This is a genomic window from Cellulomonas sp. SLBN-39 (assembly GCF_006715865.1).
Classification (GTDB): Bacteria; Actinomycetota; Actinomycetes; order Actinomycetales; family Cellulomonadaceae; genus Cellulomonas.
Genome location: NZ_VFOA01000001.1, coordinates 2,588,371 through 2,610,933 on the forward strand (window position 1 = coordinate 2,588,371; position 22,563 = coordinate 2,610,933).

Annotated in this window: 18 protein-coding genes; all 18 read left to right on the plus strand. The window is 74.3% G+C overall.

Features of this window, described 5'->3' with window-relative positions:
• The first annotated feature begins 57 nt into the window (after positions 1-57).
• The 18 genes from FBY24_RS11905 to FBY24_RS11990 all read left to right on the plus strand — a co-directional run bounded on the left by FBY24_RS11905 (position 58) and on the right by FBY24_RS11990 (position 22,375).
• Positions 58-1,353, plus strand: a complete 1,296-nt coding sequence (locus tag FBY24_RS11905) for a geranylgeranyl reductase family protein (RefSeq protein ID WP_142160844.1) — start codon at positions 58-60, stop codon at positions 1,351-1,353.
• Between the two features lie 67 nt (positions 1,354-1,420).
• On the plus strand, positions 1,421-1,783 hold the full coding sequence (locus FBY24_RS11910; protein ID WP_142160846.1) for an NADH-quinone oxidoreductase subunit A: 363 nt from the start codon (positions 1,421-1,423) through the stop codon (positions 1,781-1,783).
• 28 nt (positions 1,784-1,811) lie between these two features.
• Positions 1,812-2,363 carry an NADH-quinone oxidoreductase subunit B family protein gene (locus FBY24_RS11915; RefSeq protein ID WP_140457356.1) on the plus strand — a complete coding sequence of 184 codons (552 nt, stop codon included), beginning with the start codon at positions 1,812-1,814 and terminating at the stop codon, positions 2,361-2,363.
• On the plus strand, positions 2,360-3,166 hold the full coding sequence (locus FBY24_RS11920; protein ID WP_142160848.1) for an NADH-quinone oxidoreductase subunit C: 807 nt from the start codon (positions 2,360-2,362) through the stop codon (positions 3,164-3,166). Before FBY24_RS11915 ends, FBY24_RS11920 begins: the two co-directional genes overlap by 4 nt.
• Positions 3,166-4,548, plus strand: coding sequence for an NADH-quinone oxidoreductase subunit D (locus FBY24_RS11925; RefSeq protein WP_142160850.1), 1,383 nt, complete (start codon positions 3,166-3,168; stop codon positions 4,546-4,548). The genes FBY24_RS11920 and FBY24_RS11925 overlap by 1 nt, the downstream gene beginning before the upstream one ends.
• Entirely contained in the window at positions 4,548-5,483 is a 936-nt protein-coding gene (gene nuoE, locus FBY24_RS11930; protein ID WP_142160852.1) for an NADH-quinone oxidoreductase subunit NuoE, read from the plus strand. Before FBY24_RS11925 ends, nuoE begins: the two co-directional genes overlap by 1 nt.
• A gap of 1 nt (position 5,484) precedes the next feature.
• A complete protein-coding gene (nuoF, locus tag FBY24_RS11935) occupies positions 5,485-6,816 on the plus strand; it encodes an NADH-quinone oxidoreductase subunit NuoF (protein WP_142160854.1) in 1,332 nt (443 codons plus the stop codon).
• The gene (locus FBY24_RS11940; RefSeq protein WP_142160856.1) at positions 6,813-9,398 is read left to right on the plus strand and encodes an NADH-quinone oxidoreductase subunit G; all 2,586 of its coding nucleotides are present in this window, start codon (positions 6,813-6,815) and stop codon (positions 9,396-9,398) included. Before nuoF ends, FBY24_RS11940 begins: the two co-directional genes overlap by 4 nt.
• Positions 9,395-10,735, plus strand: coding sequence for an NADH-quinone oxidoreductase subunit NuoH (nuoH, locus tag FBY24_RS11945; RefSeq protein ID WP_142160858.1), 1,341 nt, complete (start codon positions 9,395-9,397; stop codon positions 10,733-10,735). Before FBY24_RS11940 ends, nuoH begins: the two co-directional genes overlap by 4 nt.
• Positions 10,728-11,531 carry an NADH-quinone oxidoreductase subunit NuoI gene (nuoI, locus tag FBY24_RS11950; RefSeq protein ID WP_370510985.1) on the plus strand — a complete coding sequence of 268 codons (804 nt, stop codon included), beginning with the start codon at positions 10,728-10,730 and terminating at the stop codon, positions 11,529-11,531. Before nuoH ends, nuoI begins: the two co-directional genes overlap by 8 nt.
• A gap of 8 nt (positions 11,532-11,539) precedes the next feature.
• Positions 11,540-12,559: an NADH-quinone oxidoreductase subunit J gene (locus tag FBY24_RS11955; RefSeq protein ID WP_370511030.1), complete on the plus strand. Its 1,020-nt coding sequence runs from the start codon at positions 11,540-11,542 to the stop codon at positions 12,557-12,559.
• Positions 12,556-12,855 carry an NADH-quinone oxidoreductase subunit NuoK gene (gene nuoK / locus FBY24_RS11960; protein ID WP_140457349.1) on the plus strand — a complete coding sequence of 100 codons (300 nt, stop codon included), beginning with the start codon at positions 12,556-12,558 and terminating at the stop codon, positions 12,853-12,855. Before FBY24_RS11955 ends, nuoK begins: the two co-directional genes overlap by 4 nt.
• Positions 12,856-12,865: 10 nt before the next feature.
• Positions 12,866-14,833, plus strand: coding sequence for an NADH-quinone oxidoreductase subunit L (gene nuoL, locus FBY24_RS11965; protein ID WP_370510986.1), 1,968 nt, complete (start codon positions 12,866-12,868; stop codon positions 14,831-14,833).
• 19 nt (positions 14,834-14,852) lie between these two features.
• Positions 14,853-16,403, plus strand: coding sequence for an NADH-quinone oxidoreductase subunit M (locus tag FBY24_RS11970; RefSeq protein WP_142160861.1), 1,551 nt, complete (start codon positions 14,853-14,855; stop codon positions 16,401-16,403).
• Positions 16,400-18,109, plus strand: a complete 1,710-nt coding sequence (gene nuoN / locus FBY24_RS11975; RefSeq protein WP_142160863.1) for an NADH-quinone oxidoreductase subunit NuoN — start codon at positions 16,400-16,402, stop codon at positions 18,107-18,109. Before FBY24_RS11970 ends, nuoN begins: the two co-directional genes overlap by 4 nt.
• Positions 18,110-18,194: 85 nt before the next feature.
• Complete coding sequence (locus FBY24_RS11980; RefSeq protein ID WP_142160865.1) at positions 18,195-19,202, plus strand: polyprenyl synthetase family protein; 1,008 nt, start codon at positions 18,195-18,197, stop codon at positions 19,200-19,202.
• 7 nt (positions 19,203-19,209) lie between these two features.
• Positions 19,210-19,944 (plus strand): PP2C family serine/threonine-protein phosphatase, encoded by a 735-nt coding sequence (locus FBY24_RS11985; protein WP_142160867.1) that lies wholly within the window; start codon positions 19,210-19,212, stop codon positions 19,942-19,944.
• A 1,114-nt stretch (positions 19,945-21,058) separates the two neighbouring features.
• Positions 21,059-22,375, plus strand: a complete 1,317-nt coding sequence (locus FBY24_RS11990) for an RDD family protein (protein ID WP_160158501.1) — start codon at positions 21,059-21,061, stop codon at positions 22,373-22,375.
• Positions 22,376-22,563: the final 188 nt, after the last annotated feature.

A 22,563-nucleotide genomic window follows, 5' to 3' on the forward strand; every position in this document is an offset into this window, starting at 1 on the left:
AGGGTCTCGTTACACTCGCCGGAGTTGCACGTGAACATCGTCACAAGTGGGGTGAAGATGACGGCCGCAGCACACGATGACGCCGACGTCATCGTCGTCGGCGCAGGCCCTGCCGGGGCCGGCGCGGCCTACTGGTGCGCGTCCGCGGGGCTCGACGTGCTGCTCCTCGAGAAGTCCGCGTTCCCCCGGGACAAGATCTGCGGCGACGGCCTGACGCCCCGCGCGGTGTCCGAGCTGGTCCGCATGGGCGTGCCGATCCGGGAGCAGGACGGCTGGATCCGCAACGTCGGCCTGCGCGTCATCGGCGGCGGCCACCGCATCGAGCTGCCGTGGCCGGAGCTGTCGAGCTACCCGTCCTACGGCCTGGCGCGCGCCCGCACCACGTTCGACCAGACCCTCGCCGAGCACGCCCGTGCCGCCGGCGCCAAGCTCTCCGAGCGCACCTCGGTCACCGGTCCCGTCGTGGACGAGCGCACGGGCCGCGTCGTCGGCGTCCGGGCCCGGCCCGTCGACGACGCCGGCCGCCGCGCGGGCGACGAGGTGGAGTACCGCGCCCCCGTGGTCATCGACGCGGGCGGGGTGTCCGCACGCCTGGCCACCGCCGTGGGCCGGGTCAAGCGCGACGACCGCCCGATGGGCGTGGCCGTGCGCACGTACTTCCGCACGCCGCGGCACGACGACCCGTGGATGGAGTCGCACCTCGAGCTGTGGGACGGCGAGCCCGGCCGGTCGCACCTCATGCCCGGCTACGGCTGGATCTTCTCCCTCGGCGACGGCACCGCCAACGTCGGCCTCGGCTCGGTCAGCTCGACGGCCGCCGCCACCAAGGTGGACTACAAGGACCTGTTCGCCCGCTGGATGGCGCACGCGCCGGCGGAGTGGGAGTTCACGCCCGAGCACCAGGTCGGCCCCGTGCGTGGCGCGGCCCTGCCGATGGGCTTCAACCGCGGCCCCATGTACGCCGACGGCCTGCTGCTGGCGGGCGACTCCGCCGGCATGGTCAGCCCGTTCAACGGCGAGGGCATCGCCTACGGCCTGCAGGCGGGACGCGTCGCCGCCGACGCGATCTCCCAGGCCCTCACGCGCGGCTCCGCGGCGGGTCGCGAGCGGGCGCTGGCGACGTACCAGCAGCGCATGCGCGAGGACCTCGGCGGCTACTACACGCTCGGCCGGCTGTTCGTCCGGATCATCGAGCACCCCCAGGTCATGCGCCTGTGCACCCGGTACGGGTTGCCCCGGCCGCTGCTGATGAAGTTCGTCCTGAAGCTGTTGTCGGACTGCTACGAGCCCCGGGGCGGGGACACGGTCGACCGTGTGATCGCCGGGCTCGCGAGGATGGCACCCGCAGCATGACCCCGGCAGCCCCCACCCCCCGCCCGCGGCCGTCCGGCCGCACCTCGACGACGAGGAGGACCGCTCGATGAGCAACCCGTACGTGCCGCTCCTGGTGCTCATGGGCATCGCCGCGGTGCTGGCGCTGGGCGGTGTGGGGGCGAGCGCGATCCTCGGGCCGAAGCGCTACAACCGCGCCAAGCTCGACGCGTACGAGTGCGGCATCGAGCCGACGCCGCACGCGGTCGGCGGCGGCCGCTTCCCGATCAAGTACTACCTCGTGGCGATGACGTTCATCGTCTTCGACATCGAGGTGGTGTTCCTCTACCCGTGGGCCGTGAGCTTCGCCGAGCTGGCGACGTTCGGCCTCGTCGCGATGCTCGCGTTCATCGCGCTGATCACGGTCCCGTTCGTCTACGAGTGGAAGCGCGGCGGGTTCGAGTGGGACTGACGACGGCACGCGCGAGGAGGAGGGCCTGATGGGCATCGAGGAGGCCCCTTCGGGGTTCCTGCTGACCACGGTCGAGGACCTGGTCGGCTACTTCCGCAAGGGCTCGCTGTGGCCGGTGACGTTCGGCCTGGCGTGCTGCGCGATCGAGATGATGGCCGCGGGCGCGCCCCGGTACGACATCTCACGCTTCGGCATGGAGGTCTTCCGCGCGTCGCCGCGCCAGGCGGACCTCATGATCGTCGCCGGCCGGGTCAGCCAGAAGATGGCGCCGATCGTGCGGCAGGTCTACGACCAGATGTCGGCGCCGAAGTGGGTGCTGTCGATGGGCGTGTGCGCCTCCAGCGGCGGCATGTTCAACAACTACGCGATCGTGCAGGGCGTCGACCACGTCGTGCCCGTCGACATCTACCTGCCGGGCTGCCCGCCGCGGCCCGAGATGCTGATCCACGCGATCCTCGCGCTGCACGAGCAGATCCAGAACGAGCCGCTCGGGGTCAACCGCAAGGAGGCGGCCGCGGCCGCCGAGGCCGCGGCGATGGCCGCCACGCCGACGTCGCACATGACGGGGCTGCTGCGGTGAGCGACGCGAAGGACCTCAAGGCCGACGCCGCCGACGCCGTGAAGCCCGGCGAGGGCACGACCGGAGCGCAGAGCACCTCGGCGGCCGCGCTCGAGGCGGGTGCCCAGCACGTGCCCGCGGGGCCGGAGGCGGCCCGCACGCCGCTCGACCTCGTCGACGTGCGGACCGGCATGTTCGGCGTGCACGGGTCGGGCGACACGTCCGGGTACGGCGGGCTCGTGGCGGCCGTGGCGCTGCCCGGCCCGAGCGAGCGCCCCTACGGCGGCTGGTTCGACGAGGTCGTCGACGTGCTCGCCGAGGTGCTGGACGAGTCCGGCCCGGGCTTCGCCGCCGCCGTCGAGAGCGTCGTCGTCGACCGCGAGGAGCTCACGCTGCACGTGGCGCGCGAGCACGTCGTGGCCGTGGCGCAGGCGCTGCGCGACGACCCGGACCTGCGGTTCGAGCTGAGCCTGGGCGTCAGCGGCGTGCACTACCCGCACGAGGCGGGGCGCGAGCTGCACGCCGTCTACCACGTGGTGTCGGTGACCCACGGGCGCCGGCTCCGGTTCGAGGTCGCGGTGCCCGAGGCCGACCCGCACGTGCCGTCGACCACCGGCGTCTACCCGGCCAACGACTGGCACGAGCGCGAGACCTACGACTTCTTCGGCGTGGTCTTCGACGGGCACCCGGGTCTGGCCCGCATCGAGATGCCCGACGACTGGCCCGGCCACCCGCAGCGCAAGGACTACCCCCTGGGTGGCATCCCCGTCGAGTACAAGGGCGCCACCGTGCCACCCCCCGACCAGCGGAGGTCCTACAGCTGATGACCGCCGGACCCGCCCCCACCCCCCGCGCGACCCCCCACGCGTCCCCCCGCTCCACCGGCCACGTCGTCGACGACGACACCACCGGCGTCCCCACGTTCGAGGCGTCCGGCGGCGACTGGTCCGACATCGCGGCCGAGGCCGCGGCGCTCGGCGAGGAGCGCATCGTCGTCAACATGGGCCCCCAGCACCCGTCGACGCACGGCGTGCTGCGCCTCATGCTCGAGATCGAGGGGGAGACCGTCACCGAGGCCCGTGCCGGCATCGGCTACCTGCACACGGGCATCGAGAAGAACATGGAGCACCGCACCTGGACGCAGGGGGTGACGTTCTGCACGCGCATGGACTACGTCGCCCCGCTGTTCCAGGAGGCCGCGTACTGCCTGGCCGTGGAGAAGCTCCTCGGCATCACCGACGACGTGCCCGAGCGCGCCACGGTCATCCGCGTGCTGATGATGGAGCTCAACCGGATCACGTCCCACCTGGTCTGCCTGGCCACGGGCGGCAACGAGCTCGGCGCGACCACCGTCATGACCGTGGGCTTCACGGCCCGCGAGGAGATCCTCAAGGTCTTCGAGCTCATCTCGGGCCTGCGGATGAACCACGCGTACATCCGCCCCGGCGGGGTCGCGCAGGACGTGCCGCCCGGCGCCGTGGACTCCGTGCGCGAGGCGCTCGTGCAGGTCCGGCACTACCTGCGCCAGCTCGAGGACATCATGCTGGCCAACCCGATCCTGCAGGCGCGCCTGAAGGACGTCGGCACCCTCAGCCTGGCCGGGTGCATGGCCCTCGGCGTCACGGGTCCGGTGCTCCGCTCGACCGGGCTGCCGTACGACGTGCGCAAGGCCGCGCCGTACTGCGGCTACGAGACGTACGACTTCGACGTGCCCGTCGACGACGGCGCCGACTGCTGGTCGCGGCTCGTGCTGCGCCTGGAGGAGTGCTACCAGTCGATGCGGATCGTCGACCAGTGCCTCGACCGGCTCGCGGCCATGCCGGCCGGTCCGGTCATGGTCGCCGACAAGAAGGTCGCGTGGCCCGCGCAGCTGGCCATCGGCACGGACGGCATGGGCAACTCCCTCGACCACATCCGCGAGATCATGGGCACCTCCATGGAGGCCCTGATCCACCACTTCAAGCTGGTGACCGAGGGCTTCCGGGTCCCGGCCGGGCAGGTGTTCCAGACGGTCGAGCACCCCCGCGGCGAGCTCGGCGTGCACCTGGTGTCCGACGGCGGCACCCGGCCGTACCGCGCGCACTTCCGCGACCCGTCGTTCAACAACCTGCAGGCCGTCTCCATGATGTGCGAGGGCGGGCAGGTGGCCGACGTGGTCGTCGCCGTCGCGTCCCTCGACCCGGTGCTGGGAGGGGTGGACCGCTGATGTCGGTCGAGCACGAGCCGGTGCAGGACGCGCTGCTGCGCACCCGCGTCGACGGCGAGCGGCACGCCACGGGGTACGACGACGAGACCCGGGCGCGCCTCGCCGCCGACGCCGCCGCGATCGTCGCCCGCTACCCGCAGGCCCGGTCGGCGCTGCTGCCGATGCTGCACCTGGTGCAGTCCCAGGACGGCTACGTCTCGCCGCGCGGCATCGCGTTCTGCGCGGCGGAGCTGGGGCTGAGCACGGCCGAGGTGTCGGCCGTCGCGACGTTCTACACCCAGTTCAAGCGCCACCCCAACGGCACGTACACCGTCGGTGTCTGCACCAACACGCTGTGCGCGATCATGGGCGGCGACGCGATCTGGGAGGAGCTCACCGAGCACCTCGGCGTCGGCCACGACGAGACGACGCCCGACGGGGCGATCACGCTCGAGCGGGTCGAGTGCAACGCCGCCTGCGACTACGCGCCCGTCGTGATGGTCAACTGGGAGTTCTTCGACCAGCAGACGCCCGCGTCGGCGAGCGACCTCGTCGACCGGCTGCGCGAGGGCGTCCCCGTGGCCCCCACGCGCGGGGCCGCGTCGGTGTGCACGTTCAAGCAGATGAGCCGGGTGCTGGCCGGGTTCTCCGACGGCCGCGCCGACGAGGGCGTGGGCGCCGGGGAGCCGACCGTGCGCGGCACGGTCCTGGCTCGCGAGCGGGGCTGGTCCGCCCCGGCGTACCCCGACGCGGGCGAGCCGCCCGCACCGCTGGACGAGGACGCGAAGCCCGCCGCCACCGGTGCCGGCCCCACGCCGGCCGGGCAGCAGCCGGGTGCCGACCCGAAGGTCGGCGCGGAGCAGTCCAGCGCCCAGCACGCCCCGAGCACCCCCGCGGACACCTCGGACGAGGCGGCCGGGCGGGCGCAGCGGTCCGACGACGCGAAGGAGTCGTGAGATGACGACCCTGGCACCCGTGCTGAGCGCCCACTGGGACGCGCCGCGCTCCTGGACGCTGGCCACGTACGAGGAGCACGGCGGCTACCGCGGTCTGCGCCGCGCGCTGGCGATGGAGCCCGCGGACGTGGTGACGACCGTGAAGGACTCGGGCCTGCGCGGCCGCGGCGGCGCCGGCTTCCCCACGGGCATGAAGTGGGGCTTCCTGCCCGCGCCCGACGGCGGCCCCCGCTACCTCGTGGTCAACGCGGACGAGTCCGAGCCGGGCACCTGCAAGGACATCCCGCTGATGATGGCCAGCCCGCAGGCGCTGATCGAGGGCGTCGCGATCACGTCGTACGCGATCGGCTGCCACCACGCGTTCATCTACGTGCGCGGCGAGGTCCTGCACGTGTACCGCCGCCTGCTGCGCGCCGTCGAGGAGGCGTACGCCGCCGGCTACCTCGGCACCGACGTGCTGGGCTCGGGCTTCGACCTCGAGGTCACCGTCCATGCCGGTGCGGGGGCGTACATCTGCGGCGAGGAGACCGCGCTGCTCGACTCCCTCGAGGGGCGCCGCGGGCAGCCGCGCCTCAAGCCCCCGTTCCCCGCGGTCGCCGGGCTGTACGCGCGCCCGACGGTGGTCAACAACGTCGAGTCGGTGGCGTCGGTGCCGGGCATCCTCGTCGGCGGGTCGGACTGGTTCCGCCAGATGGGCACCGAGAGGTCGACCGGGCACGGGCTGTTCTCCCTGTCAGGGCACGTGCAGCGGCCCGGGCAGTACGAGGCGCCGCTCGGCATCACGCTGCGCGAGCTGCTGGAGATGGCCGGCGGGGTCCGCGAGGGCCACGAGCTGAAGTTCTGGACGCCGGGCGGCTCGTCGACGCCGATCTTCACCGCCGAGCACCTCGACGTGCCGCTGGACTACGAGTCCGTCGGCGCGGCGGGCTCGATGCTGGGCACGCGCGCGCTGCAGATCTTCGACGAGACCACGTCCGTGGTCCGGGCCGTGACCCGGTGGATCGCGTTCTACAAGCACGAGTCGTGCGGCAAGTGCACGCCGTGCCGCGAGGGCACGTACTGGTTGCTCCAGGTGCTCCAGCGCATCGAGGCGGGCCAGGGCACGCCGCAGGACGTGGACCTGCTCCTCGACCTGTGCGACAACATCCTCGGGCGCGCGTTCTGCGCGCTCGGCGACGGGGCCACCAGCCCGGTGACCAGCGCCGTGAAGTACTTCCGGGAGGAGTTCGAGGCGGGCACGCACACGCCCGCGGACGTGCTCTTCCCGCCGGAGCGGACCGCCCTGTTCGCCTACACGCCGCGTCCGACGCAGCTCGCAGGGGTGCACGCATGACCGTCACGCAGGGGCCGCGCACGGCGGCCGTCACCACGCCCCTCGTGCCCGCCGCACCGCCGGTGGTGGTGCCCGAGCCCGAGCAGACCGTCACGTTCACGATCGACGGCGCCGAGACGACGGTGCCGAAGGGCACGCTCGTCATCCGGGCCGCCGAGCAGCTCGGCATCCAGATCCCGCGGTTCTGCGACCACCCGCTGCTCGCGCCCGCCGGTGCGTGCCGGCAGTGCCTCGTCGAGGTCTGGGCGCCGGGTCGTGACGGCAAGGTCGCCAAGATGCCCAAGCCGCAGGCCTCGTGCACCCTCGAGGCGACGCCGGGCATGGACGTGCGGACGCAGCACACGTCCCCCGAGGCCGACAAGGCCCAGCACGGGGTCATGGAGCTGCTGCTCATCAACCACCCGCTCGACTGCCCCGTCTGCGACAAGGGCGGCGAGTGCCCCCTGCAGAACCAGGCCATGAGCAACGGCCGGGCCACCACCCGGTTCGTCGACGTCAAGCGCACCTTCCCCAAGCCGATCTCCGTCTCGACGCAGGTGCTGCTCGACCGGGAGCGGTGCGTGCTGTGCCAGCGCTGCACCCGGTTCTCCGAGGAGATCGCCGGGGACGTGTGGATCGACCTGCAGAAGCGCGGGGCGCAGCAGCAGATCGGCACGTTCGACACCGAGGTGCTCGGGTTCGCGGGGGACACCCCGGTCGGGGCCGCGACCCTCGACACCAGCGGACGGCCGTTCGCGTCGTACTTCTCGGGCAACACCGTGCAGATCTGCCCGGTCGGCGCCCTGACGAGCGCGGCCTACCGGTTCCGGTCGCGGCCGTTCGACCTGGTCTCCACGCCGGGGGTCGCCGAGCACGACGCCAACGGCTCGGCGATCCGCGTCGACCACCGCCGCGGCGTGGTGCTGCGGCGCCTCGCGGGCGAGGACCCGGTCGTCAACCAGGAGTGGACCACCGACAAGGACCGGTTCGCGTTCCGCTGGCAGTCGGCGCCCGACCGGATCACGACGCCGCTCGTGCGCCGCCGGGAGGCCGACGGCACCCGCGGCGCGCTCGAGCCGTGCTCGTGGACCGAGGCCCTCGACACCGCGGCCGCCGGGCTGCGCGCGGCGGTCGCCGGGGCGGGCGTCGGCGTGCTCCCCGGGGGGCGGCTGACCCTCGAGGACGCCTACGCGTACGCCAAGCTCGCCCGTGTCGCGCTGGGCACCAACGACGTCGACCACCGGTCGCGGCCGCACTCGGCGGAGGAGGAGCAGCTGCTCGGCCACCTCGTGGCCGGCCGCACCCTCGACGTGACCTTCGCCGACCTCGTCGCGGCGCCCGCGGTGCTGTGCGTCGCGTTCGAGCCGGAGGAGGAGGGCGGCGTCCTGTTCCTGCGGCTGCGCGGCTCCGTCGTCGCCGGCCGCACGCACGTGTGGTCCGTCGCGCCGCTGGCCAGCCGTGGCCTGCAGCGCCTGGACGGCACCCTGCTGGCCGCTGCGCCGGGCACCGAGCCGGAGGTCCTCGACGCGCTCGAGGCCGACGCCGACGAGGACCTGCTCGCGCGGGCCGCGCAGGCGCTGGCCGCCCCGGGGGCCGTGGTCCTCGTCGGCGAGCGTGCCGCGACCGTGCCGGGCGCGCTGTCCGCGGTGCTGCGGCTCGCCGGGCGCACCGGGGCACGGGTGGCCTGGGTGCCGCGTCGCGTCGGTGAGCGCGCCGGCGTCGAGGCCGGGACGCTGCCGACCCTGCTGCCCGGCGGCCGACCGGTCGCGGACCCCGCGGCCCGCATCGACATGGCGGCCGTGTGGGGCGTGGACGACCTGCCCGCCCGGCCGGGGCGCAGCGCCGACGAGATCCTCGCGGCGGCCGCCGCGGGCGACCTCGGCGCGCTCGTCGTCGGCGGGGTCGACCCGGCCGACGTGCAGGACCCGCGGCTCGCCCGCGCGGCCCTCGACGCCGTCCCGTTCCTCGTCTCGCTCGAGGTGCGCGCGTCCGAGGTCACCGACCGTGCCGACGTCGTGCTGCCCGTCGCGCCGCCGGTCGAGAAGCCCGGCACGTACGTCACCTGGGAGGGCCGCCCGCGGCCGTTCCCGCAGGCCCTGACCACGACGTTCCTGCCCGACCACCGGGTCCTCGACCGGCTCGCCGACGCCCTGGGCGTCGAGCTGGGCCTGCCGACGCTCGCGGCCGTGCACGCCGAGCTCGACCAGCTCGGCGGCTGGGACGGCGCCCGGGTGCCGGCCCCCGACGTGGACCCGCGCGAGCCGGACCCCGTGCCCCCGGGGCACGCCGTCCTCGCGACGTGGCACCAGCTGCTCGACGCCGGACGCCTGCAGGACGGCGAGCCGTACCTGGCGGGCACCGCGACCCGCCCGGTCGCCCGCGTCTCCGCCGCGACGGCCGCCGCGTGCGGCGTCGCCGACGGCGGCGACCTGCGCGTCAGCACCGACCGCGGCGCGGTCGTGCTGCCCGTCCTGGTGACACCGATGGCCGACCACGTGGTGTGGCTGCCGACCAACGCCCGCGGCTGCGCCGTGCGCGACACGCTCGGCGCGGGCACCGGCACGGTCGTGCGCGTCGGGGCCGACGAGGAGGAGCGCGCATGAGCGTCTGGGCAGCGGTCGGCGACGGTGCCGTCGCCCCCGTGACGGCGGACTTCAGCCAGGACGTGTTCTGGGTGTGGCTGCTCAAGGCCGTCGCGATCATCGTGTTCCTGCTGACCAGCGTGCTCATCGCGATCTGGTTCGAGCGCAAGGTCGTGGCCCGCATGCAGGTGCGCCCGGGCCCGAACGTGCACGGCCCCTTCGGGCTGCTGCAGTCGCTGGCCGACGCGATGAAGCTCCTGGTCAAGGAGGACCTCACCGTCAAGGCGGCCGACAAGCTCGTCTACATCGTCGCGCCGATGATCGCGGTGTTCTGCTCGCTGCTGGTGTACGCGGTCATCCCGTTCGGGCCCGAGGTGAGCATCTTCGGCGTCGTGACGCCGCTGCAGCTGACCGACTTCCCCGTCGCGGTGCTCTACATCCTCGCGTGCGCGTCGGTCGGCGTGTACGGGATCGTCCTCGGCGGCTGGTCGTCGGGGTCGACGTACCCGCTGCTCGGCGCGGTCCGGTCGACCGCGCAGGTCATCAGCTACGAGCTCGCGATGGGTCTGTCGCTGGTCAGCGTGTTCATCATGGCCGGGTCGATGTCGACGTCGCAGATCGTCGACTCCCAGACCGCGGTGTGGTGGTTCCTGCCGCTGCTGCCGGCGTTCGTCATCTACCTCGTCGCGATGGTCGGGGAGACGAACCGGCTGCCGTTCGACCTGCCCGAGGCCGAGGGCGAGCTCGTGTCGGGGTACATGACCGAGTACTCGTCGATGAAGTTCGCGTGGTTCTTCCTCGCGGAGTACATCAACATGCTCAACGTCTCGGCGGTCGCCACGACCCTGTTCCTCGGCGGCTGGCGCGCCCCCTGGCCGCTGTCGACGATCGGCGACGGCGTCCTCAACACCGGCTGGTGGCCCGTGCTGTGGTTCCTCGCCAAGGTGTGGCTGCTGATGTTCGTGTTCGTGTGGATCCGCGGCTCGCTCCTGCGGTTCCGGTACGACCAGTTCATGAAGCTCGGCTGGAAGGTCCTCATCCCGGCCGCGCTCGTGTGGGTCGTGGCCGTCGCGCTCGTCCAGGCGACCCGGCAGTTCTGGGACGTCGACCTGCGCACCCTGCTGTTCGTGCTCGCCGGTGTCGTCGTCGCCGGGCTGGTCGCCTCGTTCCTCGTGCCGGAGAAGAAGCCGCCGGCCGCGACCGGCCCGACGCAGCCGCAGGAGATCGACCCGTTCGCCGACGGCTACCCCGTGCCGCCGCTGCCGGGCCAGGTGCTGCCCCCGTCCCCCCGCGCCCGACGCCGGCAGGCCGAGGCCGCCGACGGACCCGAGACCCCCCTGGAGGTGCGCGGTGGCTGACCGCGACGAGCGCCAGAACGACCCCGGCGGCACCGACGCCGCCGGGCGGCAGGTGCAGCCCGCCGGTACCGGCGGGGACGTCGACCGCCCCGCCGAGGGCTACCGCTCGATGATCGAGCCCCGCACGGGGCTCGCGGGAGCGCTGTCGCCCGCGGGCGGGTTCGGCGTGACCCTGGCGAACATGTTCCGGCCCACCGTGACGGAGCAGTACCCGCGCGAGCAGCCGCCGACCAAGCCCCGCTACCACGGGCGCCACCAGCTCAACCGGTACGCCGACGGCCTGGAGCGGTGCATCGGCTGCGAGCTGTGCGCGTGGGCCTGCCCCGCGGACGCGATCTACGTCGAGGGCGCCGAGAACACCCCGGACGCCCAGTTCTCGCCGGGGGAGCGGTACGGCCGCGTCTACCAGATCAACTACCTGCGCTGCATCTTCTGCGGGTTGTGCATCGAGGCGTGCCCGACCCGGGCGCTGACCATGACCAACGAGTACGAGCTCGCCGGTCCGACGCGCGCCGGGATGATCTGGGAGAAGCAGGACCTGCTCGCGCCGCTGCGCGAGGGGCAGCTCTCGACGCCGCACCCCATGGTCGAGGGCACGACCGACACCGAGTACTACCGGGGCGAGGTCACGGGCAGCACGCAGGCGCAGGTGGACTGGGTCGCCGAGCACCGCCCCGACGACCCGACGCTGCCGGTCAACGCCGCGCAGGGCGCGACCGTGCCCGACCTCGGCGAGACCCGGCTCGCGCAGCGCGCGATCACCGCGGGCGCGCACCGCCAGGGGGGTGCACGGTGAACGCCGCCCTGCACCTGGCCGCCACCGTGCCGGCCTCGCTCACGTCGACCGGGCAGACGACGACCGCCGAGGCCGTCCTGTTCTGGGTGCTCGCGCCGATCATGGTGCTGTCCGCCCTCGGGCTCCTCTTCGCCCGCAAGGCCGTGCACGCGGCGCTCGCGATCGTGGTGGTGATGATCTCGCTGGCGTTCCTGTACGTCGCGCAGGACGCCGTGTTCCTCGGCGTCGTGCAGGTCGTCGTCTACACCGGCGCCGTGATGATGCTGTTCCTGTTCGTCCTCATGCTCGTCGGCGTCGACCGGTCGGACTCCCTCGTGGAGACGATCCGCGGCCAGCGCTGGACGGGCCTGCTCGCCGGGGTCGGCCTCGGGATCGTGCTCGTCGGCGTCGTCGGCCGCGCGCTGTACCCCACGCCGGTCGGGCTCGACCAGGCCAACGCCGACTCCAACCCCACGGGTGTCGCCCGCCTGGTGTTCGGCGAGCACGTCTTCGCGTTCGAGGTGGTCGGTGCCCTGCTCGTGACCGCGGCCCTGGGGGCGCTCGTCCTCACGCACCGCCGCCGGCTCACGCCGCACCTCGGCCAGAAGGAGCGCGCCGAGCGGCGCCTGCGGTCCGGGGCGCTGCTCACCCCGCTCCCCGCCCCCGGCGTGTACGCCCGGCACAACGCCATGGACGTGCCGGCCCTCGGCCCCGACGGGCAGCCGCTGGAGCACTCGGTGCCCCGCGTGCTGCGCGTGCGCGGGCAGGAGGCCGACGCCCGCGAGTACGCCGCCCGCATCGACCGGGTGCTGGCCGGCGGCTGGGCGACGGGTGCGGGGTCCTTCACGTCCGACGCCGAGGAGGGCGGGCCGCCCGCCCGTACCCGCGTCCTGCCGGACCTGCAGCACCCCGCCACGACCGAGGACCTCGACACCCCCGGCCCGGCCACGTCCAGCGCCGCGAGCGGCGAGGCACGGACCGCCGACGCCGACGAGGTCCGCGACGACGCCCCGGGCGCCCGCCCCGGCGACGAGGAGGACGCCCGGTGAGCCTGACCCACTACCTCGTGCTGGCCGCGGTGCTGTTCGCGATCGGCGCGACCACGGTCCTGCTGCGACGCAACGCGATCATCGTGTTCATGGGCGTCGAGCTCATGCTCAACTCGACGAACCTGCTGCTCGTGACGTTCGCGCGGATGCACGGCGACCTCACGGGCCAGGTGCTCGCGTTCTTCGTCATGGTGGTCGCCGCCGCGGAGGTCGTCGTGGGCCTGGCGATCATCGTCGCGATCTTCCGGACCAGACGCTCGGCGTCGGTCGACGACGTCAACCTCCTGAAGAGCTGAGGGGCGCCACGTGCACACCCTGATGTCCCTGACGGCGTCCGCCACGGGCCCGTCCGTCGCGACCGTGCCCTGGGACGGCGCCTCCGCCGCCGTGTGGCTCGTCGCCGTCCCCCTCGCGTCCGCCGCGGTGCTCCTGCTGCTCGGCCGTCGCGCCGACCGGTGGGGCCACTGGCTCGGCGTCCTGGCGTCCGCCGCGTCGTTCGTCGTCGCGGCCGTGCTGCTCGTCGGCCTGCTGGGCCTGCCGGCCGAGCAGCGGGTCCACGACGTCACGCTCGGCACGTGGTTCGACGCCGGTGCGCTGAGCGTCGACGCCGGGCTGCGGGTCGACCCCCTGTCGCTGACGTTCGTGCTGCTGGTGACCTTCGTCGGCACGCTCATCCACGTGTACTCCGTGGCGTACATGGAGCACGACGCGTCCCGGCGCCGCTTCTTCGCGTACCTCAACCTCTTCGTCGCCGCGATGCTGCTGCTGGTCCTCGCGGACTCCTACGCGCTGCTGTTCGTCGGCTGGGAGGGCGTCGGTCTCGCCTCGTACCTGCTCATCGGGTTCTGGAACCACCACACCCCGTACGCGGTCGCGGCGAAGAAGGCGTTCGTGGCCAACCGCGTCGGCGACGTCGGGCTGCTGGTGGCCATGGGCCTGCTGTTCGCGGCCTTCGGCGGTCTCGACTTCGCGACCGTCGACGCCGGGGTCGCGCAGGCGTCGGAGGGCACGCTCACGCTCGTCGGCCTGGCGCTGCTGCTCGCCGCGTGCGGCAAGTCCGCGCAGTTCCCGCTGCAGTCCTGGCTCGGGGACGCGATGGCCGGGCCCACCCCGGTCTCGGCGCTCATCCACGCGGCCACGATGGTCACCGCGGGCGTGTACCTGATCATCCGCTCGGGTGCCGTGTTCGCCGCCGCGCCCACCGCGCAGCTCGTCGTCGCGGTCGTCGGTGCGGTCACGCTGCTCTTCGGTGCGGTCGTCGGCTGCGCCAAGGACGACATCAAGAAGGCCCTGGCCGCCTCGACGATGTCCCAGATCGGCTACATGGTCCTCGCGGCGGGTCTCGGCCCCGTCGGGTACGCGTTCGCGATCTTCCACCTCGTGACCCACGGGTTCTTCAAGGCCGGCATGTTCCTCGGCGCGGGCTCGGTCATGCACGGCATGGACGACCAGGTCGACATGCGCCGGTTCGGCGGCCTGGGTCGCTACATGAAGATCACGTACTTCACGTTCATGGCCGGGTGGCTCGCGATCCTCGGCGTCCCGCCGTTCGCGGGGTACTTCAGCAAGGACAAGATCATCGAGACCGCGTTCATGCCGGTCGACGGCCAGCCCTGGCGCGCCTGGGTGCTCGGCGGGATCGCGCTGCTCGGCGCGGGCCTGACCGCGTTCTACATGTCGCGGCTGTTCTTCATGACCTTCGAGGGCAGCAAGCGTTGGAGCGAGCGCCGCGACGGCACCGAGCAGCACCCGCACGAGTCGCCCGCGCTGATGACCGTGCCGATGGTGGTGCTCGCGGTCGGTTCCGTCGGCCTCGGCTGGGTGCTGTCGGCCGTCGGGTTCGTCGAGTGGCTCGAGCCGTCCGTCGGGCACGCCGAGCACCACGAGCCCGTGCTGCCGGTGTGGCTGATCATCGCGCTGACGCTCGTGGCCGTCGCCGTCGGGCTCGTGCTCGCCTGGCGCGCCTACGCGGTCTCGACCGTGCCCGTCGTGCCCCCCGTCGGCACGGTCCTGACCCGGGCCGCACGCGTGGACCTGCACCAGGACGCCGTGAACGACGCGGTGCTGGTCCAGCCGGGGCAGTACCTGACCCGGTCCCTGGTGTACGGCGACAAGACCGTCGTCGACGGGAGCGTCACCGGGCTGGCCCGCCTCACCGTGGGCGCCGGCGACGTCGTCCGCCGTCTGCAGAACGGGTTCGCCCGGTCGTACGCCGCGACCATGGTCGTCGGCGTCGTCGTGCTCGCGTTCGTCGTCCTGGCCGTGCGCGGCTGAGAGCTGGAGGAGCGAGAACATGCAGGACGTCCCCTGGCTCACCGCGCTGGTCGTGGTGCCGGCGCTCGGCGCGGCAGCGCTGTGGTCGTTGCGCGGCACCGCCCGCGCGCACGCCCGCACCGTGGCGCTCGTCGTCGCGCTGGCGACCCTGGCGCTCGGCGTCGGCGCGCTGCTCGCGTTCGACACCGCCGCAGCCGGCACCCACCAGCTGCTCGAGACCTACCCCTGGATCCCCGCGCTCGGCGTGTCGTGGGCGCTCGGCGTCGACGGCGTCGGGCTCGCGCTGATCCTCATGTCCCTCGTCCTGGTCCCGCTGGTCGTGCTCGCGGCCTGGCGCGAGCAGGGCTCCGACGCCGGTCCGACCGACGCGCTGCGGCACTACCTCGCGCTCGTGCTGCTGCTCGAGGCGTTCGTCGTGGTCGTGTTCGCCGCCCGCGACGTCTTCCTCTTCTACGTCGTCTTCGAGGCGATGCTCATCCCCGTCTACTTCATGATCGGGGCGTTCGGGGGAGCGCGGCGCCGGTATGCGGCCGTGAAGTTCCTGCTCTACTCGCTCGCCGGCGGCCTGGTCATGCTCGTGGGCGTCATCGGCCTGTACGCGCAGGGCCCGGGCGGCCCCGAGGGCTTCCTCACCGAGAACCTCGTCGGTCTGCCGCTCGACCCGACGGTCGAGAAGTGGCTCTTCGTGTCGTTCTTCCTCGCGTTCGCGATCAAGGCCCCGATGTTCCCCGTGCACACGTGGCTCCCGGACGCGGCCGAGCAGGCGCCCGCCGGCACGTCCACGCTGCTCGTCGGGGTCCTCGACAAGGTCGGCACGTTCGGGATGCTCACCCTCTGCCTGCCGCTGTTCCCGACGGCCTCGCGCTGGGCGGCGCCCGTGGTGATCGTCCTCGCGGTCGTCTCGGTGCTCTACGGCGCGCTGCTCGCGATCGGGCAGAAGGACCTCATGCGCCTGGTCGCGTACACCTCGGTGTCGCACTTCGGGTTCATCGTGCTGGGCATCTTCGCGTTCACGTCGACCTCGGTCGCCGGCTCGTCGTTCTACATGGTCAACCACGGCCTGTCGACGGGGGCGCTGTTCCTGCTCGTCGGCTTCCTTGCGGCCCGGCGCGGCTCGCAGCAGGTCGCCGACTTCGGCGGGCTGCAGAAGGTCACGCCCGTGATGGCCGGCGTGTTCCTCGTGGTGGGCCTGTCGGCGCTGTCGCTGCCCGGGCTGTCGACGTTCGTCAGCGAGTTCCTCGTGCTCGTCGGCACCTTCGCCCGGCACCCCGCGGCCGCGGTGGTCGCGTCCCTCGGCGTCGTCCTGGCCGCGCTCTACGTGCTGTGGACGTACCAGCGCGTGTTCACCGGGCCCGTCCGCCCCGGGCTCGAGCGGACGCCCGAGCTCGGCACCCGCGAGCGGTGGGCCGTCGGCCCGCTGGTCGCGCTCATGCTCGTCCTGGGCTTCCTGCCCGGCCCGGCCCTCGACCTCTTCCGGGCGCCCGCGCAGGGCACGCTCGCGGACGTCGGGGTCGACGACGTCGCACCGACCTGGGCCCCGATCGTCGCCGTGGAAGGGGAGGACGAGTGAGCACCTTCGTCGCACCGGAGATCGCCTGGGGCCCGATGGCCCCCGTGCTGATCGTGCTGCTCGCCGCCGTCGTCGGCGTGCTCGTCGAGGCGTTCGTGCCCGACGCCCGTCGGCGCCTCGTCCAGCTGTCGCTGGCGGCGCTCGCGCTCGGCGGCGCCCTCGTCGCCGTGGCGGCGCTGTGGTCGGACGTGGCCGCGACCGGCGGCACCGACGTGCTCGGCGGCTCCCTCGTCGTGGACGGACCCACGCTCGTGCTCCAGGCGACCGTGGCGCTGCTCGCGCTGCTGTCGCTCCTCGTCGTCGCCGACCGCCTCGTCGGCGACGAGGACGCCTTCGCGCCGTCCGCGGCGTCCGTGCCGGGGTCGGACTACGAGGAGCTCGCGCGCCGCCGCGGTCTGCAGCAGACCGAGGTCTACCCCCTGCTGCTCTTCGCGACCGGCGGGATGATGGTCTTCCCCGCGACCAACGACCTGCTGACGCTGTTCGTCGCGCTCGAGGTCCTGTCGCTGCCCCTGTACCTGCTGTCGGGCATGGCCCGACGTCGGCGCCTGCTCTCGCAGGAGGCGTCGATGAAGTACTTCCTGCTCGGCGCCTTCACCTCCGCGATCATGCTGTTCGGCATCGCGCTGCTCTACGGGTACGCGGGCTCGCTCGCGTTCTCCGACATCGCGGCCGCGACCGCCACCGCGAACGGGCTCGAGGGCCTGCTCGTCGTCGGTGCGCTCATGCTGCTGGCGGGCCTGCTCTTCAAGGTCGGTGCCGTGCCGTTCCACCAGTGGACGCCCGACGTCTACCAGGGCGCCCCGACGCCGGTCACCGCGTTCATGGCGGCCTGCACCAAGGTCGCCGCGTTCGGCGCCCTGCTGCGCGTCGTCTACGTGATGCTGCCCGGCATGACGTGGGACCTGTCGGTCGTGCTGTGGACCGTCGCCGCCGTGACGATGGTCGTCGGCACCGTCGCCGCGCTCGTGCAGACCGACGTCAAGCGCATGCTCGCGTACTCCTCGATCGCGCACGCCGGCTTCGTGCTGACCGGCGTCGTGGCCCTCGTCGGCTCCGGCGTCACGGCCGTGCTCTTCTACCTGCTGGCGTACGGTGCGGCGAGCGTCGGGGCCTTCGGGCTCGTCACGCTCGTGCGCGAGCGGGGCGCCGACGACGACGAGCCCGCGGTGCTCGGCGAGGCCACCAGCCTGACCCAGTGGACCGGGCTGGGGCGCACGCACCCCCTGCTGGCCGTGACCTTCACCCTGTTCCTGCTGTCGTTCGCGGGGATCCCCCTCACGGCCGGGTTCACCGGAAAGTTCGCGGTGTTCTCCGCGGCCGTCGAGGGCGGTGCCTGGCCGCTGGCCGTCGTGGGTGTGCTCGCCTCGGCCGCGGCCGCGTTCTTCTACGTGCGCGTCATCGTGCTGATGTTCTTCACGGACCCCGAGGGCGCTCCCGCGTCGCCGTCGGACGCGTCCGACGGCGACGCGGTCACGACCACCCCTGCAGAGACCACCCCGGCCGCAGCCGTCGAGGCGGGTGCCGCCACCGCCACGGTCACGGCGGAGCCCGTCGTGGGCACGCGTCCGTCGACGGTGGTGGTCGGCGGCGAGGGGCTGACGGCGGCCGCCGTCGGGGTGTGCGCGGTGCTGACGGTGGTCCTCGGCGTGGTGCCCTCGCCGGTCCTCGACGCGATCGCCTCGGTTGCGGCGTTCCTGCCGTGAGCCGGGTGCGCGGCCCGTCGCGCGCGGCGCACCCGGTGCCGCGTCCGGTTCGGACGCGACCGCTCCGGACGGATAGGTTCGTGCCGTGACGTCGACCCCCGCCCTCCCGCTCCACGACGCCGAGCTCGCCGAGCGGCTCACCGCGCGGCTCCAGCTCGTCGAGGAGCTCCTGCGCGACGCGGTGGCGCACGCCGACCCGCTGGCCGACGACGCGTCGCGCCACCTCGTCAACGCCGGCGGCAAGCGGCTGCGCCCGCTGCTCACGCTGCTGGCCGCCGAGCTGGGCGACCCGTCGCGGCGCGAGGTCGTCGACGCGGCCGCCGTCGTCGAGCTCACGCACCTGGCGTCGCTGTACCACGACGACGTCATGGACTCCGCACCGCTGCGCCGCGGGGCACCGTCCGCCCACGAGGTGTTCGGCAACTCCGTGGCGATCCTCACCGGCGACCTTCTCTTCGCCCGGGCGTCGAACGTCGTCTCGGGGCTGGGCCCGGACGCCGTCCGCATCCAGGCGGCGACGTTCGAGCGCCTGTGCCTCGGGCAGCTGCACGAGACCGTCGGGCCGCAGGGCGACCAGGACCCCGTCGAGCACTACCTGCAGGTGCTGGCGGACAAGACGGCGTCGCTCATCGCGACCTCGGCGCGCTTCGGCGCGATGTTCGCGGGCTGCCACGCCGACGTCGTGCACACCGTCACCCGGTTCGGGGAGACGATCGGTGTCGCGTTCCAGCTCGCGGACGACGTGATCGACCTCACCTCCGACGGCACCGTCACCGGCAAGACCCCCGGGACCGACCTGCGCGAGGGCGTCCCGACGATGCCGGCGCTCCTGCTGCGCCAGCGGGTGGCGGCCGGCACCGGTGACGCGGCCGACGCCGGGATCGTCGCCCTGCTGGACTCGGACCTGTCGGACGACGCCGACCTCGCCCGCGCCGTCGCGGCGCTGCGCGAGCACGAGGTCGTGGCCCTGACCCGTCGTCGCGCCGTCGACCTGGCCCGGGCGGCCGTCGACGAGCTGCGCCCCCTGCCGGCGGGCCCGGCCCGGGACGCGCTCGTCGACTTCGCGGACGCCCTGGTCGACCGGGCGTCGTGACCGTGCCATGACCCCGCCCGTCGAGCTGCACGCGGGGTACGCGACCGACCGTGCCGGGCGGGAGACCAACGAGGACGCGGTCCACGCCGCGAACGGGCTCTACGTCGTGGCCGACGGCATGGGCGGGCACGAGGCGGGCGAGGTGGCGGCGGGGGTCGTCGTCGACGTCGTCAGCCGGCTGGCCGGCACGTCGCCGACGCTCGAGCAGGTGCGGGACGTGCTGCGCGAGGCCCACGCCCAGGTGCGTGCCCTGCCGGTCGGCGGTGAGCGGCGCCCGGGCACCACGCTCTCGGGCGTGGTCGTCACCGAGCGCGAGGGCGTGACGTGCTGGCTGGTCCTCAACATCGGCGACTCCCGCACGTACCGGATGGTCGGCGGTGTGCTCGAGCAGCTCACCCAGGACCACTCCGAGGTCGCCCAGATGGTCGCCGACGGGCTCATCCCCGTGGAGGACGCGGTCCGGCACCCGCGGCGCAACGTCGTGACCCGCGTCCTCGGCGGCGGGGCCGCCGAGGTCGAGCCGGACCTGTGGATCTTCCCCGTGAGCGTCGGCGACCGCATCGTCGTCTGCTCCGACGGCCTGTCCGACGTGCTGTCGGACGCGCGCATCCAGGCCCGGCTGCGTCAGCACGACGACCCGGTGCGGGCCGCGCAGGTGCTGGTGCACGACGCGCTGGCCGCCGGCGGGCAGGACAACGTGACGGTCGTGGTCGTCGACGCCACAGGGGTGAACCCCGGATGACGGTGCCCGGACGGGTGTCCGATCTGGCACGATGGCGCCGCATCCGCCCAGCCTGGAGGGACGTGGAGTGAGCTCTGGACCCGTAGCGCCCCGGTGCGCCGCCTGCGGCGCTGCGCTGCGCCCGGAGGGGGAGCGGTGCGCGGTCTGCGGCGCACCCGTCCCGCGCATCGCCCGGTCCGCCGGCGCCCGGCTGCCGCGCGGCGCGTCGCCCGGCGACGTGCGCCCCGGTGCCCCAGCCGCGCCGGCGCCGGCCGCTGCGCCCGGGCCGGTGACGGGCCCGTCCGGACCCCGGGTGCCCGCCGAGCCCGTGCGCCGTGACGGCGCCCCGGCCGCGCGTCCTGGCACGTCGTCGCCTGCCCCGTCGTCGCCCGCCCCGTCGCGGGCAGCCGTGGCGCCACCGGCCGCGTCGTCGTCCTCCCCGGGCCCGGTGGCGGGCCCGCCGGCCCCGCCGGTGCCTCCCGTGGGCCCCCCCCTTCCGCCCGCGGGGAGCGCCGCCGCGCTGCCCGCCCGCCGTCCGACGACCGGGCAGACCGCCGGGGCGTCCGGCACCTGGGCGCCGACGTCGCGCCCCACGGCCGCCGCGCCGGGCGCGGCCGCACCGCTGCCCACGCGTGCCGCGCCCGCCGCGCGCGCCGCGGGCGCTCCTCCCGCGGCCCCCGGGAGCGCCGCTCCGTCCAGCCCCGCACCGTCGCGCCCCGCACCGCCCGCCCCAGGGGTCGCCGCCGCGCCTCCCGCGCGCCGCCCCGCCGCCGATCCTCCGTCCGCGCAGCCCCGGACGACGGGTGCGGACGGTCCCGCGCCCGCGCCCCTGGGTGCACCGTGGCAGGGCCCGGCACCGACCGCTGCCCCCCCGTCGCGTCCCGCGCCGTCCGCAGCACCGCCCGCAGCACCGCGAGGGGCACGGCCGGTGGTGGAGCCCGTCGGCCCGGCGGCCCGGCCCGTCGCTGCCCCGCAGGGCCCGGCCGAGCACGTCGGCGCTGCCGCCCGGCGTGCTCCGGTCGCCCCGCCCCGGCCCGCGGACCGCCCGCAGCCCGCCGCGGTCGCCGCTCCGCCGTCGCTGCCCCCGCGCCCGGAAGCCGCCCCTGCTCCGGCGTCGCCGACCCCACCTGCGGCGGTGCCGCCATCCGACGGGTCCGCGCAGAGCCCGGCGGTCGCGCCGGTCGCCCCGCAGGACGTGCCGACCATCGGGTCGCGGCTGCTCGCGCACACGGTCGACGTGCTCGTCCTCCTGGCCGCGTTCTCGGTCGGTGTCCTGGTCGTGCTCCTCGTGGGGGACGGGGCGGCGTTCCTCACGTGGCTGCTGCCGGTGGTGGCCCTCCTGGGGCAGATCGCGTTCGAGGGGCTGCGCGGTCGTACGCTCGGCGCGCTGATGGTCGGGCTCCTCACGCTCGACGCGCGCACCGGCCGGGTGCCGGGCTGGCGGGCCGCGGCGGTCCGGCAGCTCGTCCTGGCCGCGGGCGGTCTCGGCCTCCTCGTCGGCACGTGGGTGGTGGCCGGGTCGGGCGCCTGGGACCGCACGCCCGCGCAGCGGGGCTGGCACGACAAGGCGTCGGGAACGGTCGTGCGCCGCAGCGCGGCCGTCCGCCGCGCGGCGATGGCCGCCAAGGCCGCCGCGGCGGCGAGCGCGGCACCGCCCGCACAGGCGGCGGCGGGTCCTGCCGGGCAGGTCGGGGACGCCCACGAGCAGGCGACGCAGGAGCAGGTGGCGCCTGCCGCCTCCGGTCCCGGCGGGGGTGCCGGCCCGGTCGTCGGCGCGCCGGGCCCGGGTCCGCGGCCGACGGAGCAGCCGGACGACGACGTCACCGTCCGCACCCCGCCTGCGGGCGGTGCCGCGGCGGCCCGGCCCGCGCCCGATCGGCTGATCGACTCGCCGGCGTGGCTGGAGGCCGCAGGGCGCACCGAGGCGACGCGCGGCACGGGGCACGACGCCGCGCGCGGCACGTGGTCGCCGGTGAAGGGGGTCCCGGCGTCCCTCCCGCCGTCCGTGGCGCCCGCGGACGAGGTCGACGACGACCTGGTCGACCTCGAGCACACCCGGGTGGCCGACCCGGCCCAGCTGCGTCGCCGCACGTCGGCCCTGACGCTGCTGTTCGACACGGGGCAGCGCGTGCGCGTCGCGGGGCGCGGCCTGGTGGGCCGCAAGCCGAGCGCGGGGGACGGGCGCGACATCCTGCACGTCGTCGCGATCGACGACCCGAGCCGGTCGGTCTCGCGCGTGCACCTGGAGTTCGGCCCGGTCGCGGCTCCCGGCAGCGGCCCGTCGACGGCGCCGGCCGAGCTCTGGGTCCTCGACCGCGGCTCGACCAACGGCACGGTCGTGGTCGACCCCGACGGGGAGGCGCGCGTGCTGCCGCCCGGCGCCCGCGCGGTCGTCGGCCCCGGCTGGCAGGTCCGCATGGGCGAGCGGGTCATCCAGGTCGACGACGACTGACGAGCCCGGGGCGCCTCGCGTCCCGCATCCTGAGATGTCCGCATGGTGGGATGTCCGTATCGTGGAGCGGACGTGAGGTTCACCTCACCTCGCGACCTACACTGGTCGGCAGCAGTGCTCGCGCGGTGTCCGCGTGCAGCAGGGGCGTCGCAGGGCGGTACGGGTGCTTGACTGTCCGTCGGCCCGCG